The following is a 16,682-nucleotide window of genomic DNA, read 5'->3' as shown; positions in this document are numbered from 1 at the left end:
TTGCCGACAGAACGCCATAACGCCCCGATAACCGAACGTCCCTTTCCTGCGGAAACGGCCATGACTGAGCGGACGTCGCGATCAAAGCTGTCAAAGTCGAAATTGATGGCGGCTTTGGCGGGTGACTCAATATTCGCTGAAAAGGGCCACGGCCAGGTCAGTGCCATGACGCAGCGTATCAGCGCCGGGCTTGCCAGGGAGGAACTCAGCGTTGACGATCTGGAAGAAACGGTGCGGCATTTGCGGGACGCGGCGCTGCATCAGCGCGCGGCCCATCTCCGATATTATGTCGGGCTTGATGCAGAAGCGCCCCTGAATGATCGCATCATTTCAGCAGCCCGCCAGCTTGTCGCGCAATGTGAGCGGATCGAGGACCTGCATAACCGCCTGGCCCGACCGGCTTTTTCCGCTGTTTTCACGGCGCACCCGACTTTCGCCCTGAGCGACGCTGTTTATGAACAACTCGCCCATCTCGCGACAGACCCTACGCTTGAGGTCTCAAAATTGGCGTCACATCGGCGGTTGGAAGCGCCAATACTCTGGCATGAGCAGGACCTCGCCCTTGCCGCCATTTTACGCGGCCGGGATGCGATTGACGCGCTCAACCGTGCACTCCTTGATGCCTGCCGGAAAAAATGGCCTGACGCGACCTTCCTGCCGAGTCCTGTCGTTCTGGCGAGTTGGGTGGGGTTTGATACGGATGGGCGGAGTGACATTCATTGGTGGGACACAATTGCGATCCGCCTCGCGCTTAAGGAGACGCAATTACGGCGTCTCACGGCGCAGCTTACAGAATATCTGCCTTCGGACAGCTCTCTTCTCGCTCGGTTGCGTGTGGCGATCGATGCTGTCTCAGCGCAGCGCAGTGCAAGCCCGCAGCTCGGCCGCAATGCTGCGAAAGATGTCGCTGCCTTCGCGGCGGTTCTGGTCGGGCGGCGTGAAGAAGCCCTGGCGGATGCGCATGCGCTGACAGATCTTTATCAGGCGGCCAGAGAGAAGTGCGACGCGGCCGCCCGCCATGAGATCGACATTGCCTGGAGTGGCTTCACAGCCCACGGGCTGAGCGCGGCGCATATCCATACCCGGCTGAACGCGACACAGATTTATAATGTTGTCCGCCACCGTCTGAGCATTGAAGATGACCCCGCGATCCCTTCCCGTCGGCGCAAGGTGATCGGTCAGATCAATGAAGCGCTCAATGAGAAGGCACCGCCGGTCCCGGTTGATTTCGGCTCCCTGTTGATGGAGCAAATTTCCGCGGCGCGTCTGATGATGACGATGGCGCAGATCCTCAAACATATCGATCAGACGACGCCGATCCGGTTTCTGATTGCCGAGACTGAGAGCGGCTTTACGCTGCTGGCAACATTGTGGCTGTCCCGACATTTCGGCATTCGGGATGATCAGATCCAGATTTCCCCGCTTTTTGAAACGCAATCCGCGTTAGAGCACGGGGATACAATCCTGGAAGAATGCTTCCGCTCCCCTCATTGGCGGGACTATCTGCGCAATAATGGCCGGTTGTGCCTGCAATTCGGCTATTCGGATTCAGGGCGTTATATCGGGCAATTGGCGGCAACCAATCTGGTTGAACGCCTGCGTCTCAAAACGCTTGAACTCATGCGCCGCCATGAGCTAACCGATATTGAGCTCGTGCTGTTTGACACGCATGGGGAGAGTATCGGGCGCGGTTCACATCCTTTCAGCTTGCAGCAAAGACTGGAATATTTCTCACCCGCTTATACGGCGCATCTCTTCAAGGAAGCCAATATTCGCGTGCGGGAGGAGGCCGCCTTTCAGGGGGCGGATGGTTACACACTGTTTGGCACGCCAGAACTCGCGACATCCACCGTCGTGACCATTGCGGAGCATCTCTCGCGAGAGACGCAGACGGCCTCATCCGACCCGATTTACGCCAATCCGGAATTTTCCTTCGATTTCTTTTCGACCATCGCGCTGGACATGGCGACATTGGTTGAGGATCCCGGTTATGCCGGGATGTTGGGGGCTTTCGGGCCGGCGCTGATTGATAAATCCGGCTCGCGCCCCTCAGCCCGGCAGGCGGATGGCGCCAGCGTGACGCGTATTACGCATGTTAATCAGCTTCGCGCGATTCCGAATAACGCGATTCTCGAACAGCTTGGCTGGTGGGCGAATGTGCTTCAGGGGCTGGGCTCTGCCGCGGCGCGGCACGCAGATAGTTTTGAGCGCCTTTCCCGTACCAGCCGCCGCTTTGATCTGGCATTAGATTTCGCGCGGCAGGCCTTGAGTAACTCGGATATCGGTGCCTTGCGTGCCGTCGTCGACCTGCTTGACCCAGGCACCTGGCTGGACCGCGCAGCCAATAGTGACAATGAGTCACGCCGCGGCCAATATATGCGCCTGGCCAAAGGGCTGGAGGAACTCGGTTTCTGGCGGCATCTTCCGCCCATGTATCGACACGTCCAGGCGGACCATATCTCACTCAATTCCGTCTGGTCGCACGGCCTGTATATGGCGCGGGATGAGCGCATCCTTCACGCAATACGCCATGCCGTGATTGAGGAAATCTGGCTGCTGGCGACGCGCATCCCGTATTTCAGCCCACGAAATAATATTTCCCGCGAGCGGCTGTTACAATTGATCCTGCAATTGGAGATCCCGCTCGCGCTCAGGAAGCTGGGGGAAATCTTCCCGCAATATCTTGGCGCGCCTTCTGACCTGAGTTTTCATGAGCCGCAGGGCGCTCGGGATGATCAAGGCTTCATGAAGGAGCATGAGACGATCTTCCGCCCCATGGCGCGGCTGTTTGACCTGTTGAGAGAGATCAGCACGGCCGTAATGCATGCAAACGGCGCATTTGGCTGATTTCCCTCGTATTTTCCGCTAGTTTGGCCCGTTGCGCGGTGTGGAAATATCACGATCCGGTGCGTAATTTTCTGTCGGGTCAACTTAAGTCGATCTGACTCGTTTTCCAGTGCAGTGGTTTTATGTCTGGAGACGTTTTATGCACATTTTGTGGACGTTGGTCGTCGGGTTTCTGGTGGGGCTTGTCGCCAAGCTGCTGATGCCCGGACGGGCGCCGAGTGACTTCATTATCAACATCATCCTCGGTATCGCGGGTGCGTTTCTCGCTGAGTGGATCGGTCAGCAGCTGAACTTCTATGCTGAAGGTCAACCGGCGGGCTTTATCGCCTCCGTCATCGGCGCGATGATCCTGCTCTTCTTCTATGGACTTCTCACAAGAAACCGACCGCCGCTTGTTTAAAAGAAAGACGCCTCCCAATGGGAGGCGTCTTTCTTTTACGCTCTGACCGGACTCAGGCAGATTTCGCCATGATCTCATCCGCGACATTGCGCGGAACAGGATCATAATGGTGGAACTGCATGGTAAAGGAAGCGCGGCCCTTCGTGGCTGAACGCAGATGCGAGATATACCCGAACATCTCTTTCAGCGGCACCTGAGACCGGATCATCACAGTTGAGCCCGCTGTCTCCTGACTCTGGATGATGCCACGGCGGCGATTGAGGTCACCCACCACATCACCAACGTGATCATTCGGGGTCGTGATCTCGACATTCATGATGGGCTCAAGAATGACGGGGCCCGCCTTCTTCATCCCCTCACGGAAACACGCTTTTGCCGCGATTTCAAAAGCCAGGGCCGATGAGTCGACATCGTGATATTTACCGTCAAGCAGGGTGAACTTGAAGTCCACCGTCGGGAAGCCCGCCAGAACACCCGTGGATGACTGGACACGAATGCCCTTCTCAACCGCCGGGATATATTCCTTCGGAACAGCGCCACCCACGACTTTGTTCTCAAACTGAATATCCGCATTCCGCTCAACCGGGGTGAATTCGATCTTCACCTCAGCGTACTGACCCGACCCACCTGACTGTTTCTTATGAGTGTAGGTCTCAACATGCGTCTGGGTGATCGTCTCACGATAAGCAACCTGCGGCGCGCCAACATTGGCCTCAACGCCATATTCACGCCGCAGACGATCAACAATAATGTCGAGATGTAACTCGCCCATGCCGGAAAGGATGGTCTGCCCTGTTTCCTGATCCGTCTTGAGCTGAAGGGAAGGATCCTCCGCCGCAAGCTTCTGCAGGGCGAGGGTCATTTTCTCAACCGCGTCCTTCGTCTTCGGCTCAACGGAAATATCAATGACCGGGACAGGGAATTGCATACGCTCAAGCACGACAGGGTCACTCGCATCCGCAAGTGTGTCACCCGTGACCGTGTCTTTCAGCCCCGCGAAAGCCGCGATATCACCAGCGGCGACGGATTTGACCTCCTGACGCTTATCTGCATGCATCTGGAACATACGACCCACGCGCTCTTTATGGCCTTTGATCGTGTTGATCACGGTATCACCGGCATTAAGCACACCGCGATAGACGCGCACGAAGGTCAGCGTGCCATATTTGTCGGAGATGATTTTGAATGCGAGGCCCGCAAATTTACCATCCGGATCGACCGGGACGACCGGCAGGAAGTTTTCATCCGCTTCCTCATCTTCCGGCGGCGCAATGCGGATGCCCTCAACCTCATCCGGCGCCGGAAGGTAATCAATCACCGCGTCAAGAAGGGGTTGGACGCCCTTGTTTTTGAAGGCTGTGCCACAAAGGACCGGGCGGAACTCACCGGAAATAGCACCCTTCTTGATGCATTTCTTCAGCGTTTCAACCGCGACGTCGCCTTTCTCGAAATATTCCTCCATCGCCGTCTCATCGACGCTCAGCGCCGTGTCGAGCAGGTTCTGGCGGGCTTCCTCAGCTTTTTCCTTCAGCTCGGCCGGAATATCCTCATAGTGGAATTTCGCACCCAGCTCACCGCTTTCCCAGATGATGGCGCGCATTTCAACGAGATCAACCACACCAACAAAATTCTCCTCCGCGCCGATCGGCAGCTGGAGCGGAATGGCGACGATATCAAGCCTTTCCTTCAATGTGTCGAAAGCGCGATAGAAATCCGCGCCCGTGCGATCAAGCTTATTGATGAAGATGATGCGCGGGACGTTGTAACGATCCGCAAGGCGCCAGTTCGTCTCGGATTGCGGCTGGACACCGGCCACACCCTCGATAATGAAGATCGCACCATCAAGAACGCGCAGTGAGCGATTGACCTCAATATTGAAGTCAATATGGCCAGGTGTGTCGATGATGTTGATTCGGTGCGCATTCCACTCACAGGTCACAGCGGCTGAAGTGATTGTGATGCCGCGCTCACGCTCCTGCGTCATATAATCTGTGGTTGTGTTACCGTCATGGACTTCACCAATACGGTGGGACATGCCGGTGTAATAAAGGATACGCTCCGTCGTCGTCGTTTTGCCGGCATCAATATGCGCTGTGATGCCGATATTTCGGATTTTGGAGAGAGCCGATTTGGCTTCTGCGACGCTGCTGTCGGACACGGATAAACCTCCACAATGCACTTGAGGCGCTTCAGACCTTCTGAAACACCCCGCCGAGGCCGTCACAATCCCCTATTCACCAGAGGGGGCTTTGGATCGACCATGTCGCCACGCGTCAAGGAAACGGATCAAAGACGGCTGACGATAAGGCTCTAAAACTTCAGAATATCCCGGATGCAGACAGGCGTCATCCGGGAGGGGCCGACCGTCAAGTTGACTTTTCGGCCCGATTTTCCATCACGCGACGGATGCGGCGCTTGATAATCTGCGCTTCCGCGGGGAGCTTGCGATTCGGTGTCGAAAGCAGGAAGGCATCAAGCCCGCCATTATGCTCAATCGTGCGGATGCCCTGCGTGCTGAGGCGCAGACGCACGCCCGTCTGCAACGTGTCGGACAGAAGTGTGATCTCCTGCAGATTAGGCAGGAAGCGGCGGCGCGTTTTGTTATTGGCGTGGCTGACATTATTGCCAGTCAGCACGCCTTTGCCTGTAATTTGGCAACGGCGAGACATAGCAGATTTCCTCGAAACAATTCTCGATCGCCGAGAGGTCTCCCCGGCACACGACATGGGTATTCAGGCGCGGCTTATGACGGAGAGGCTTGATTTCGTCAAGCTGAAAGCACAGATCCCGTGCATTTGGCACGCTTTTTGGCCGGAGTTGTGTTAAAAGTCATCCGAACAGCCATCCGGGCCAGGCCAGTTGCGACGTGACATGGCTCGCCCGTTATGCCCCGAAACGAGCCGCCGATAAAGCGCGGAAGGAATGTAGCAGAGAATGGAATGTGTTAAGGCAGAGGGCACAGAGACGACCCTTTTTTGAAAAAATAAGCGTGTTACGCCCTTCCTCTCTCCGCACGACACGGCAACCGCTCTTCTATCACGGCCATCTGATAGGATAGGTCGCCGCCGATATCGCCACACATATCCCGCAGGAAGAAGGCGACGCGGCGCTGCAGAAAGGCGTTCATATTGCCGGGCAATATCGCCTGACCGAAATTGGCGAGATCCTGTCGCAGAAACAGTTATTCCGTTGTTTTAAAGAGCTTTTTGACGTGTTCACGTCCAGTGGGCATGCGCTTGGCCAGATTGATCGTGGCGCGCTGCCGCTTCTCGGGATGGCCGCGCGCGGCGTGCATATGAATTGCGTTGTCATGCGCGACAATCAATGCTCCCTCTGGGTCGGGCATCGTGCGGCGAATAAACGTCTTGACCCGGGTAAGCTGGATCACCTCGCCGCAGGTGGCGTATCCGCCGGGTTGTCCCCTTTTGATACAATGATCAAGGAAGCGGCCGAGGAGGCTGGCATCCCGGCATCGTTGAGCCGACAGGCCCAACAGGTCGGCCTCCTGAATTACGTCCAGAACCGGCCTGAAGGTTTAAGGCGCGACACGCTTTATTGCTATGACCTGATCCTGCCAGAAGATTTCACACCCCGCCCCGTGGATGGCGAAGTGACGCGGTTTGAACTGATGAAGCTGGAGACCGTTCTGGAACTTGTTCGGGACACTGACAAATTCAAATTTAATGTCAATCTTTTGCTCATCGACTTCTTTATACGTCATGGCCTTTTTATCCCCCCATGAATCGCGAGAAATCAGGGCTGTCCTTTATCAGGACATCAAATTCGAGCCTTCGACCTCTTAAAGCGAGGCTGCGCGTCAGCTCTGAAAAGACTCAGCGGCGCATCCTTATTTTTGCTATAAAAGATTCTTGTCAATCCGGCGCAGAGACTTGCCATTTGACGACCCCCTCCCCTCCGCGGAAAAGCGGGAAGCAATCAGGACGGACATGAAAACTGGCGCCGAACATCCTCCAAGCTCAGCACGTAAACCCGGCAAGCCATCCCGCCGCCGCACCGTGGAGGCCGCCCCACCGCCCCCTGAGGAAATGAGCAGCCCCGCACAGCGGCGCGCCCGGGCGTTGCTCGGCGTGTTTTTTGTGCTTCTCGCCCTTTATACCCTCCAATCCTTTCTGCCAGCCCTGCTTTGGGGTTGCGTCTTCGCCATCGCCTGCTGGCCACTTTATCGACATGCTGTGCAAAGATGGGGCCATTCCAATTGGATTCCTGCCCTGTTCACGCTTTTTGTCGCGCTGATCTTCCTCATCCCGATGAGCTATCTGGCCGTGAAAACAGCGGAGGAGGCGCAAGGAGCGCTGCACTGGCTGGATTCGGTCCGGCATGAGGGTGTCCCCGCCCCGCCATGGCTGGAGGAACTCCCTTTTCTTCAGGCACCCGTCGCCAATGCCTGGGAGAAATATCTCGCTGATCCGCAGCAACTGAATCAGATTTTCCATTCTCTCGATACAGGCGGGCATCGCGTCGCGGTGACGAAACAGGTCACTTCCCTCATCCTGCGACGTTCGACCCTCTTCCTCTTTTCCATTTTAACGCTGTTTTTCCTCCTCCGGGATGGCGCAAGCATTATCGCGCGCCTCATCACCGTTTCTGAGAGGACATTCGGGCAACGTGGGGAAATCATCGCACGTCAGATTATTTTCTCGATTCATGGCACCATTGCCGGTCTCGTTTTTGTAGGGCTGGGAGAGGGCTTCGTGATGGGTGTCGCGTACGCTTTCGCAGGTACGCCGCAGCCGATTCTCTTTTCCTTTCTGACTGGTGTCGCAGCGATGATTCCGTTTCTCGCCCTGCCGACGGTGATGGTCGCGGCGCTTCTGGTGCTGATTCAAGGCAAAATGGTTGCGGCATGCCTGATTATCGCCATAGGCTGCCTCGTCATCTTCATTGCCGACCATTTCATCCGCCCCGTCATTATCGGTGGGACGATCAGGATGCCGTTCCTCTGGGTGCTTCTCGGCATACTTGGCGGGGTGGAGAGTTGGGGGTTGCTCGGGCTCTTCCTCGGGCCAGCCATCATGGCGGCGTTGCATATGCTATGGAGGATGTGGAGCAATACGGAAACGGTAAGCGCTCCGCACCGGAAAAACGAGATTGCTTCGTGAGAGACTAAACGCGGACGGAGATATCGGGCAGGCGGGATTCGAACCCACGACCCCCAGTCCCCCAGACTGATGCGCTACCAGGCTGCGCTACTACCCGTCCGTCGTTTGGACCCCTGCGCATTTAGCAGGGGGCGGCCCCGCCTGCAAGAGCCTTAAAGGGATTTTCTATGGTAAGGGGAGGTTTTTGCGCAGCGCCAGCAACTCAACCCGCAAGTCACGCAGGAGCTCAATTAATTGCGCCTGCTTATCCATCAATTGTGTGTATCGCGCCGAATCCATTTGCGCCCCATTCGCTGCCTCATCAGCCTTACGATCCGGGCTGGTATCGCCAGAGTCTGACGTCATTTTCGATTCTGCGCCATTGCGCATGCGGGGTGCACTACCGGGCATGATTTGCGCCCGTCCCGAATGGCCTCGCGGTGAGTCTTCAAGTGTTTTCGACCGGGCCGCGGCGTTGATGCCGTCCTGGAAGTTCTGCGTGCTTCCCGGCTGATAAACGAAGGGTGCCGCACTATCCTCAGCGAAACCGACTGCAGAAGCGTAATCTGACGTTCTGAACGTCGCTTCAGCCATCGGCGCCTCACCATGACCCCTCAGAACGCGTTGCACGCCTTTGATCGTATATCCCTCAACGTAGAGAAGCTCCGAAATCCGGCGGAGCAGGTCGATCTGATCCTGGCTGTAATAACGACGGCCACCGCCACTTTTAAGCGGCGCGACCTCATGAAACCGCGTTTCCCAGAATCGTAGCACATGTTGAGGGACGTGAAGAAGGTCAGCGACTTCACTTATCGTGCGATAGGCGTCGGGCGCTTTCTTGCCGCATCTCTTGGCTGAGGCAGCGCCAAACGCGTCATCTTGAGAATCGGGAACAGGTCTTCCATCGACCATTTTGCGTGACCTCCTCGACGACTCTCTTTTCCTTGATGGGGGCTGCGCGGAGGGCTGACTTCAACATCTGGCTTGGCCTGAAAATCAGGACACTCCTGGGTTGTATGGCCACTTCTTCCCCCGTCTTGGGGTTGCGACCAATGCGACGGCCCTTTTTGCGGACGGCAAACGTCCCGAAACCGCTTAATTTCACGGTTTCGCCGGACTCGAGGCTTGCTGCGATATTCTCTAATACGCTTTCAAGCACGTCAGAGTTGTCTTGCCGCGACAAACCTATACGGGTGTGAAGTAAATCGACCAGATGAGCGCGTGTGATTGTAGACATGTGCACAAGCTACCACGGTAATTTTTTGCGTCAAATATTAACGTCAATAAAACAGTAACTGTTACAGTCTCAGAAGCGCGGCGCCCCAGGTAAGTCCGCCTCCAAGCGCCTCCAACAACACAATTTCACCCTTTTTTACACGCCCGTCGCGAACAGCTTCGTTGAGCGCCAAGGGGATGGAGGCGGCGGAGGTATTGGCGTGGCGGTCAACCGTCACAATGACGCGCTCCTGAGGCAGGGCCAGCTTTTTCGCGACGCCATCAATGATGCGTAGATTGGCCTGGTGCGGGACGAGCCACTGCACGTCCTTGCCTGTCATGCCATGTGCATGCAGGGCCTCATCCACAACCTCCGCGAGCTTTGTCACGGCGTGTCGGAAGATCTCCCGGCCATTCATACGGAGGGACGGGCTGTCTTTCCCCTCACGTTCCACATAGAGAATATCGGCATGGGCACCGTCACTATGCAGGTGAGTCGACAGGATGGCGCTCTCCGACTCCGGCTCAGCGACATCGAGCAGTACAGCGCCCGCCCCATCGCCAAAAAGCACACATGTGGTGCGATCGGACCAATCGAGAATCCGGGAGTAAACCTCACTCCCGATCACAAGCACCCGGCGCGCCTGCTTTGTCTGAATGAGGGAATCGGCAACGGCCAGCGCGTAAATAAAGCCGGAACACGCGGCGCTGATATCAAAGGCAAAACCATGTTTAAAGCCGAGCGCACCCTGAATGCGTGTCGCGACGGCGGGGAAAGGCTGGTCCGGCGTGGCGGTGGCGACGATGATGGCATCCACCGTCTCCGCATCAACGCCAGCATATTCGAGTGCGGCCCGTGCGGCGGCTTCCCCCATACTGGCCGCCGAATCGTCCGGCCCGGCAATGTGACGTTGTGCGATGCCGGTGCGGGTGCGAATCCACACGTCCGATGTATCGACCCGAGTTGAGAGGTCCGCGTTTGTGACGATTTTGTCAGGGAGATACCCCCCGAACCCGATCAGTTTAGAGCGGACAAGCATAAAGACTTCCTTTTTTTTTGCACGACACTCTACCGTGTCGGATCGGCCCGGCAAAGTACAGTTTAGTGCAAAACAGGCGTTATTTAGAATGTTCAACTGTATTGGTGGCGCCGCTCTTAGATGCGTCAGGGGCTTCCTGCAGGAACTGAATCTGCTTAAGCCGGGAACGGATCTTTTTATTCACCTCATTATCGACAGCATTCATCGCGACATCAATCGCAGAGGCGAAACCCTCAGCGTCGGCGCCACCATGGGATTTGACGACAATGCCATTCAGCCCCACAAAAACGGCACCATTATATTGGCGAGGGTCAATCCATTCTCGCATCCGACGCAACCCAGGGCGCACGAGAATATAACCGATTTTCGTCAGCAGATTCGTTTTGAAAATCTGCTGCAGAAGCTGGGCTGCAAGCTTGAGCGCCCCCTCACCCGTTTTAAGGGCGATATTGCCGGTGAACCCGTCAGTGACAACGACATCCGCCGTCCCCGCCGTGATGTCATGCCCTTCAACAAAGCCGAGAAATTGCGCACTGAGCGGAGACGCGCGCAAGGCATCGGCAGCGCATCTCAGGCGCTCATCACCTTTCAGCTCTTCAACCCCGACATTGAGCAGGCCAATGCGCGGAGCAGGCAGGCCGAGCACAACCTGGGAAAAAGCTTCACCCATGACCGCAAATTCGACGAGATTTCGCGCATCGCAGGAAATATTCGCCCCGAGATCCAGCATGACGACATCACCCCGCGCGGAGGGGTTAACGGCCGCCATGGCAGGGCGGGAGATACCCGGAAGGATTTTGAGGAGGATCTTGGCCAGCGCGAGCAGGGCGCCGCTATTCCCCGCGGAAACAACACCGCGTGCCCGACCATCCGCCACGGCCGCGATGGCCATTCTCAAAGAGGAGTCCCGAAGGCGCAGGGCCGATGTCGGCCTCATCTCCATCGTGATCGCTTCCGTCGTGTGGGCAATCTGCGCAATCTGCGCCGCTTTTTTATAGCGTGCAAGGAGAGGCGTCAGCCTGGCTTCATCACCGAAAAGGAGGAAGCGCGCGCCCGGATGGCGGTCGGCGGCCAGATCTAACCCGGCAACGACAATCTCGGGCGCGTCATCCCCGCCCATCGCGTCAATCGCAAGGCTGAACGAAGCTGCCTGATCAGGCGCCACGACGTTATCAATCATTGCGAGCCTCACGCATCAACCCGTCCTCTTCAGCCGCCAGAGGCATGCCGAGCCGCCGCAGGATCAGGCGCGGACAATTGTCTTCAGGGTCTTGCCGGTAGCGACCACCTCACGTCCATCATAATGTCCACAATGAGAGCAGACGTGATGAGGGCGTTTCAGTTCACCACAATTGGCGCATTCTGCGCTCGCCTGAATCGTCAGGGCGTGATGGCTCCGGCGCATACCGCGACGGGATGGCGAGGTTTTTCTTTTCGGAACGGCCATGGCAAAGGTCTCTTTCCAGTAAGTCGCCCGTCCCAGACGTCGAGCGACTGTGATGTAGAGCGATACGATTCAATGTAATAAGGCGCGCATCCTCTAGCAGACACGTTTAAAACTCGCAAGCGTCTCGTCGCCTGATCACCCGCCCTTCCTACACGGGGCCTTACCCATCCGCCTTTTGAGGCGCGGTCTCCCACCTCGAAGGCAGCTAACGGGTCGGGCACCTCACTTTATGTGGGGAGAAGGCGTGCCTGACGCAACATCCATGCGCGTCCGCGCCTGTCATGCACTTTAATCGCCCTCGCGGGATTTCTTATTCATCAAATGTGCGAGATGCGCGAAAGGGCGGGTCGTCGGCATATCGTCATCCGGCGTGGCGGGGTTTTCGGCAGCATCGACCTCTGGAAGGTCCGGCTTACGCGGAAAAGGCGGTAATGCCAGGGCCAGTTGCTCAATCGTTAGCGCGCCGAGATCAACGACCTGCCCATCAAAAATGATTTCATCCGGCAGGTCCGGGTCAAGAAAATCCTGCGAGCTCTCACGCGCCGCCGTCACGAAACGGACGCGAAACGCCTCCGACACAATATCTTCAAACAGCTCGCCGGAGACGCAGCAGGCAAGCACAACCTGCGTGTCAAGCCATCCGTCGCAAATGACGGAATGATCGTGCAGGGACATTACTTTATAAGTGCATGTCAGCATCTTGACGGCGGGGATCATGAGGCGTTCAGCGATGCGCTCACATTCCTCGTGATTTGCTTCCACCTTGACGCGACGCTCCGCCCCGTTTCGACCGTGAAGCGCCACACGGCAATCCAGTTCAGAAGGAAGCTCCACGCGGCATGTCCTTAATTGAAAAGTTGTGCGCCATCAGCACCGTTTGAAGATTGCGCTGCGCCGACAGGTGACACTATAGTGTCACGCACTCTGTCAGGCCCGCACGGCATCTTGTTATGATATCAGCAGATGATATAACATCACGGAGCTCAGATAAAAGCGGGAATCTGCGGCTGATGACACGCGTGAAACTTGTCCACACATCCAGGGGTTCAGCTTTTTCCCTGCGCTATGCCGCCGCCACTTTGGCGCTGTCCGTACCCTTGCTGGTTGGCTGTTCTGTCTTCGGGTCGATTCCGCAAAATCGTGGCACGCTTGTTGAGAAGTCCGATTTCAAACTCCTCGTCCCAGGCACCAGCACAAAAGATGACGTGCGGCAACTCATCGGCTCCCCGACGACGACATCCACTTTTGACGATAATAAGTGGATCTATATCTCGCTCGTCACGCATCAACAGCCGCTGAGCTATCCCAAAATCCGCAAGCAGAATGTCACTGTGCTGGCGTTTGATCATGGTGGCGTTCTGCGCAACGTATCGCAATATGACTCCAGCGACCGTTATAATGTCGGCATGGCACCGGGCGCGACGCCGGCACCCGGGACAAAGGTTAATGTCTTCCAGCAATTGCTGGGCAATGTGGGCCGCTATAATCCGCTTGGAAACATGAATAACCAGTTCGGCGGCAGCCAGGGCCCGCTTGGGGGTGGTGCCATCGGGACCGGTAATGGCGGAACAGGTAAACTCGATCCCGTAAGATAGCGCGCGCCCCGCAAGGACGTGATGAGGCTTCAGTCAGGCGTCGGCAAACGCACCAGAACACGCAACCCGCCCTGCGGGCTATCGAGAAGCGTGATCTCGCCCCCATGGGCGCGCATGATGTCGCGTGCAATCGTCAGTCCCAGGCCGCTCCCACTGACCGTTGCGCGATTGCGTGAGAAAAGCTGAAAAACCTCTTCCCGCAGGTGCAGGGGAATGCCATCGCCGTCATCATCGATGCAAATGAAGATTTCCGTCTCGCGGCGGTTGAGGGTTATGGACATGCTGCCCCCGTGCGTGCGCGCATTTTCCGCGATATTGGCAAGCGCGCGCCGCAGCGCATCCGGTCGCACCACGGCAAAAATGCCGTCCGGAATATCAATATGGGTGATGCGTCCGCCGACGCGTTCCGTATCCGCGGCGATCCGACGGAGCAAGGCGCTGAGATCCGTCTCGACCGGCGCTTCCGCCCCCTCCCCGCGTGCGAAGGTCAGGTAGCTGTTCATCAGCGCCTCCATCTCCGCAATGTCGGACACCATATCGGCAATGTCGGGCCGCAGCGCCGCCGCTTCAATCACGCCGGCATTCGGGATCATCGAGAGAGAGAGACGCAGGCGGGTCAGGGGCGTGCGCAGATCATGCGAGACACCGGCAAGGACGATCGTGCGTTGCTCAACAAACCGGTTGACGCGCGCCTGCATCCGGTTGAAAGCCACCGCCGCCTTGCGCACTTCCCGCGCGCCGCGCGGATGGATCGGCCCATCATCGCGCCCGACGCCGAACTGCTCCGCAGCGTGGGAAATCCCGCGTATGACGCGGACCTGATTGCGGATGAAAAGCCCTGCAATGCCGAAAAGAATGGTCGCGCTACCCCCCGCCCAAGCGAAGAAAAACCATACAGGCCCCGTCACCAGTCTTTTTCGCGGCACCTCGACAATCAGCAGCCCGCCACGATAGGGCAACTCGAACCGCACATTATCCGACGTCGCGTGCCAATCAATGCGGCAAGATGTATGAAAGATGCGCCTGACAGCATCCTGCAGGTCATCATACATCGGGCCTAAGACGTTACGCGTGCGCTCGATTTTGGCGTCGGACATTTCGCCATAAGTGACGATGAGTTGCTGCTCCCGACGCGCCTGGTCCAGAATCCAGTCCCGCTCATCCGGGAAACGCGCAACCAGCCGTACCGTCATGGCCAGTTCGGCTACGACGGAGTCGGCCAGGCGTCTTGAGACAAGGCTGAGATAATTGCCGTAAAAAAGCTGGAATGCGACAAGCTGCGTCACGAAAAGAGGCACAAAGACGATGAGAAGCGACCGCCCGAAGAGCGAGCGCGGCAGAAATCGTCGTAAAGGCCGTTCGATCCTACGCCCGAATTTTCGAAAAATCATACAGCTTCTTCCGTCAGGGTCTGAAGACGTAGCCGCGTCCGCGCACCGTCTGTAGGTGCCGAGGCTCTCTGGGGTCCGGCTCAATTCGCTTGCGCAGACGTGTCACCTGAACATCAACGCTGCGCTCACTCACATCTTCCAGCGCCAGCGCACCTGCAATGACCTCACGCGACAGAATGGCCCCGGGGCGGGAGCAGAAAAGTTGAAGCAAGGCGACATCCCGGCCCGTCAGATGAATGGTGCCGTCACCGCCATTCAGCAGCCCACGATGAGCGTCAAATTCAAGCGTGCCGATCCGGATCAGACGTGTCCCGCATTGGGGCACCTGCCCTGTGGCGCGCCGCAAATGGCCCTGAAGCCGCAGGACCAACTCCCTTGGTTCAAAAGGTTTGGCCATATAATCATCCGCCCCAGCCTCAAGCCCGTCAACGCGCTCCTCCGGCTCGCCACGCGCTGTCAACGCCATGATCGGCCATGCGCACCCCTCGTCCCGCAAGGCCCGCGTCAGGGAAATGCCATCCTCGCCCGGCATCATCACGTCCACAATCATGGCATCGGGCTGAACCATTTTCAGAAAATGACGCACCTCCGCCGCATTGGCGGCCGTCGTCACCCGAAAGCCATTCTCATCGAGAAACCGCTTGATCAGTTTCAAAAGACGGGGGTCATCATCGACGACGAGGATATGCGCTGATTTCAAGTTTCGTCTCCATCGCGCGTCAGACAGGCAAGAACCTGCTGAAACCCTTCCACAGCCTGCGCCCCGGCCTGTCGATAAGCCGCCGTCAGGGACTGCCGCAGAGGTTCAAAGCAGATATCGGCAAGCTCACGCCCTTTATCCGTGACGTGAAGGCGCCGCACGCGTCGATCGACTCCATCAATCGTGCAGGTGACGTAACGTTTTCGAAGCAGCAGATTCAACTCCCGGTTGAGGCTCTGCTTTGACACAACCAGTTTACGCTGTACATCCCCGACAGAGAGGCCGGGCCGGTTGGCGAGAAGGATCAGGATGCGCTGATGCGCCTTGCCGATACCGTGCTCCATCCGCCTTGCATCTGACTGTTTCTCAAGCTGTCGGAAGGCTTTCGTCGTGGCTTCCCACGCGCTGCGGACCTGTTCCTCCCGGAGGTAAAGATGTGTCGAGGTGACGTTACGCGCGGGAAGCCCCTGGCGGCGCGGGTGCTGGATATCACGCATCGTAAACAGCCCTCTCTGCCTTGCTTTGGCGCACCGGCGGGTACCCGGCGGGCTAAGCGCGTGTTTCGACTGACTCTTATAGGCAAAAATGCGCGGAAACGTGAAAACATTTGTGCTGTGACGCGCAATTATGCTAATGCGACCACCTGGTCGGACGAAAAGCCGAAATGGCGCGTCATTGAACGTATTTATTCAGCAAGCCCGCAACACCGATTGGGCGACAGGAGATGACAGGCACGTGCAGGTTCTGGTCCGTGACAATAATGTCGATCAAGCGCTCAAAGCGCTTAAAAAGAAAATGCAGCGCGAAGGCATTTTTCGTGAAATGAAGCTGCGCCGCCATTTCGAGAAGCCTTCTGAGCGCCGGGCGCGTGAGGCTGCTGAAGCGGTGCGCCGTGCACGTAAAATGGAGCGTAAACGTCTGGAACGTGAAGGCTTCTAAGCCGTCACG

The 16,682-nt window shown here is 57.2% G+C and carries 18 protein-coding genes and 1 tRNA gene; 6 read left to right on the top strand and 13 right to left on the bottom strand.

Annotated features, from left to right (window positions below):
• Positions 1-60: 60 nt before the first annotated feature.
• Entirely contained in the window at positions 61-2,847 is a 2,787-nt protein-coding gene (locus AAYR33_02615; GenBank protein XAO71850.1) for a phosphoenolpyruvate carboxylase, read from the top strand.
• 139 nt (positions 2,848-2,986) lie between these two features.
• Positions 2,987-3,247: a GlsB/YeaQ/YmgE family stress response membrane protein gene (locus tag AAYR33_02610; protein XAO71849.1), complete on the top strand. Its 261-nt coding sequence runs from the start codon at positions 2,987-2,989 to the stop codon at positions 3,245-3,247.
• A 52-nt stretch (positions 3,248-3,299) separates the two neighbouring features.
• Here the strand turns inward: AAYR33_02610 and fusA are convergent, their stop codons facing one another.
• The 3 genes from fusA to AAYR33_02595 form a co-directional block, all read right to left on the bottom strand.
• Entirely contained in the window at positions 3,300-5,405 is a 2,106-nt protein-coding gene (gene fusA / locus AAYR33_02605; protein XAO71848.1) for an elongation factor G, read from the bottom strand.
• Between the two features lie 208 nt (positions 5,406-5,613).
• Positions 5,614-5,916, bottom strand: a complete 303-nt coding sequence (gene rpmB, locus AAYR33_02600; protein XAO71847.1) for a 50S ribosomal protein L28 — start codon at positions 5,914-5,916, stop codon at positions 5,614-5,616.
• A 323-nt stretch (positions 5,917-6,239) separates the two neighbouring features.
• On the bottom strand, positions 6,240-6,386 hold the full coding sequence (locus tag AAYR33_02595; GenBank protein XAO71846.1) for a hypothetical protein: 147 nt from the start codon (positions 6,384-6,386) through the stop codon (positions 6,240-6,242).
• Positions 6,387-6,458: 72 nt separating this feature from the next.
• Between AAYR33_02595 and AAYR33_02590 the strand changes: the two genes are divergently transcribed.
• Both AAYR33_02590 and AAYR33_02585 read left to right on the top strand, forming a co-directional pair.
• Positions 6,459-6,989, top strand: a complete 531-nt coding sequence (locus tag AAYR33_02590; GenBank protein XAO71845.1) for an NUDIX domain-containing protein — start codon at positions 6,459-6,461, stop codon at positions 6,987-6,989.
• A 205-nt stretch (positions 6,990-7,194) separates the two neighbouring features.
• Entirely contained in the window at positions 7,195-8,367 is a 1,173-nt protein-coding gene (locus AAYR33_02585) for an AI-2E family transporter (protein XAO71844.1), read from the top strand.
• Positions 8,368-8,390: 23 nt separating this feature from the next.
• Here the strand turns inward: AAYR33_02585 and AAYR33_02580 are convergent.
• The 7 genes from AAYR33_02580 to AAYR33_02550 form a co-directional block, all read right to left on the bottom strand.
• Positions 8,391-8,464: transfer RNA gene (locus tag AAYR33_02580), tRNA-Pro, on the bottom strand.
• Positions 8,465-8,532: 68 nt separating this feature from the next.
• Entirely contained in the window at positions 8,533-9,258 is a 726-nt protein-coding gene (locus AAYR33_02575) for a MerR family transcriptional regulator (protein XAO71843.1), read from the bottom strand.
• On the bottom strand, positions 9,221-9,583 hold the full coding sequence (locus AAYR33_02570; protein ID XAO71842.1) for an integration host factor subunit alpha: 363 nt from the start codon (positions 9,581-9,583) through the stop codon (positions 9,221-9,223). Before AAYR33_02570 ends, AAYR33_02575 begins: the two co-directional genes overlap by 38 nt.
• A 61-nt stretch (positions 9,584-9,644) precedes the next feature.
• Positions 9,645-10,601 (bottom strand): beta-ketoacyl-ACP synthase III, encoded by a 957-nt coding sequence (locus tag AAYR33_02565; GenBank protein ID XAO71841.1) that lies wholly within the window; start codon positions 10,599-10,601, stop codon positions 9,645-9,647.
• Positions 10,602-10,680: 79 nt separating this feature from the next.
• Positions 10,681-11,781 carry a phosphate acyltransferase PlsX gene (gene plsX, locus AAYR33_02560; protein XAO71840.1) on the bottom strand — a complete coding sequence of 367 codons (1,101 nt, stop codon included), beginning with the start codon at positions 11,779-11,781 and terminating at the stop codon, positions 10,681-10,683.
• A gap of 63 nt (positions 11,782-11,844) precedes the next feature.
• Complete coding sequence (gene rpmF, locus AAYR33_02555; GenBank protein ID XAO71839.1) at positions 11,845-12,048, bottom strand: 50S ribosomal protein L32; 204 nt, start codon at positions 12,046-12,048, stop codon at positions 11,845-11,847.
• Positions 12,049-12,336: 288 nt separating this feature from the next.
• A complete protein-coding gene (locus AAYR33_02550; protein ID XAO71838.1) occupies positions 12,337-12,882 on the bottom strand; it encodes a DUF177 domain-containing protein in 546 nt (181 codons plus the stop codon).
• 176 nt (positions 12,883-13,058) lie between these two features.
• Here AAYR33_02550 and bamE point away from each other — a divergent pair, with 176 nt between their 5' ends.
• Entirely contained in the window at positions 13,059-13,643 is a 585-nt protein-coding gene (gene bamE, locus AAYR33_02545; protein ID XAO71837.1) for an outer membrane protein assembly factor BamE, read from the top strand.
• Positions 13,644-13,672: 29 nt separating this feature from the next.
• Here bamE and AAYR33_02540 read toward each other — a convergent pair whose 3' ends face one another.
• From AAYR33_02540 to AAYR33_02530, 3 genes are read right to left on the bottom strand one after another with little or no spacing between them, the layout of a single operon-like run.
• A complete protein-coding gene (locus AAYR33_02540; GenBank protein ID XAO71836.1) occupies positions 13,673-15,034 on the bottom strand; it encodes an ATP-binding protein in 1,362 nt (453 codons plus the stop codon).
• 13 nt (positions 15,035-15,047) lie between these two features.
• Complete coding sequence (locus tag AAYR33_02535; GenBank protein XAO71835.1) at positions 15,048-15,734, bottom strand: response regulator transcription factor; 687 nt, start codon at positions 15,732-15,734, stop codon at positions 15,048-15,050.
• On the bottom strand, positions 15,731-16,231 hold the full coding sequence (locus AAYR33_02530) for a MarR family winged helix-turn-helix transcriptional regulator (protein ID XAO71834.1): 501 nt from the start codon (positions 16,229-16,231) through the stop codon (positions 15,731-15,733). The genes AAYR33_02535 and AAYR33_02530 overlap by 4 nt, the downstream gene beginning before the upstream one ends.
• A 238-nt stretch (positions 16,232-16,469) precedes the next feature.
• Between AAYR33_02530 and rpsU the strand changes: the two genes are divergently transcribed.
• Positions 16,470-16,673 carry a 30S ribosomal protein S21 gene (rpsU, locus tag AAYR33_02525; protein XAO72351.1) on the top strand — a complete coding sequence of 68 codons (204 nt, stop codon included), beginning with the start codon at positions 16,470-16,472 and terminating at the stop codon, positions 16,671-16,673.
• The last annotated feature ends 9 nt before the right edge of the window (positions 16,674-16,682 follow it).

The sequence above is a fragment of the Acetobacteraceae bacterium genome, from assembly GCA_039613835.1.
Taxonomy (GTDB): Bacteria; Pseudomonadota; Alphaproteobacteria; order Acetobacterales; family Acetobacteraceae; genus Sorlinia.
This window is presented reverse-complemented; position numbering and strand designations above follow the sequence as displayed.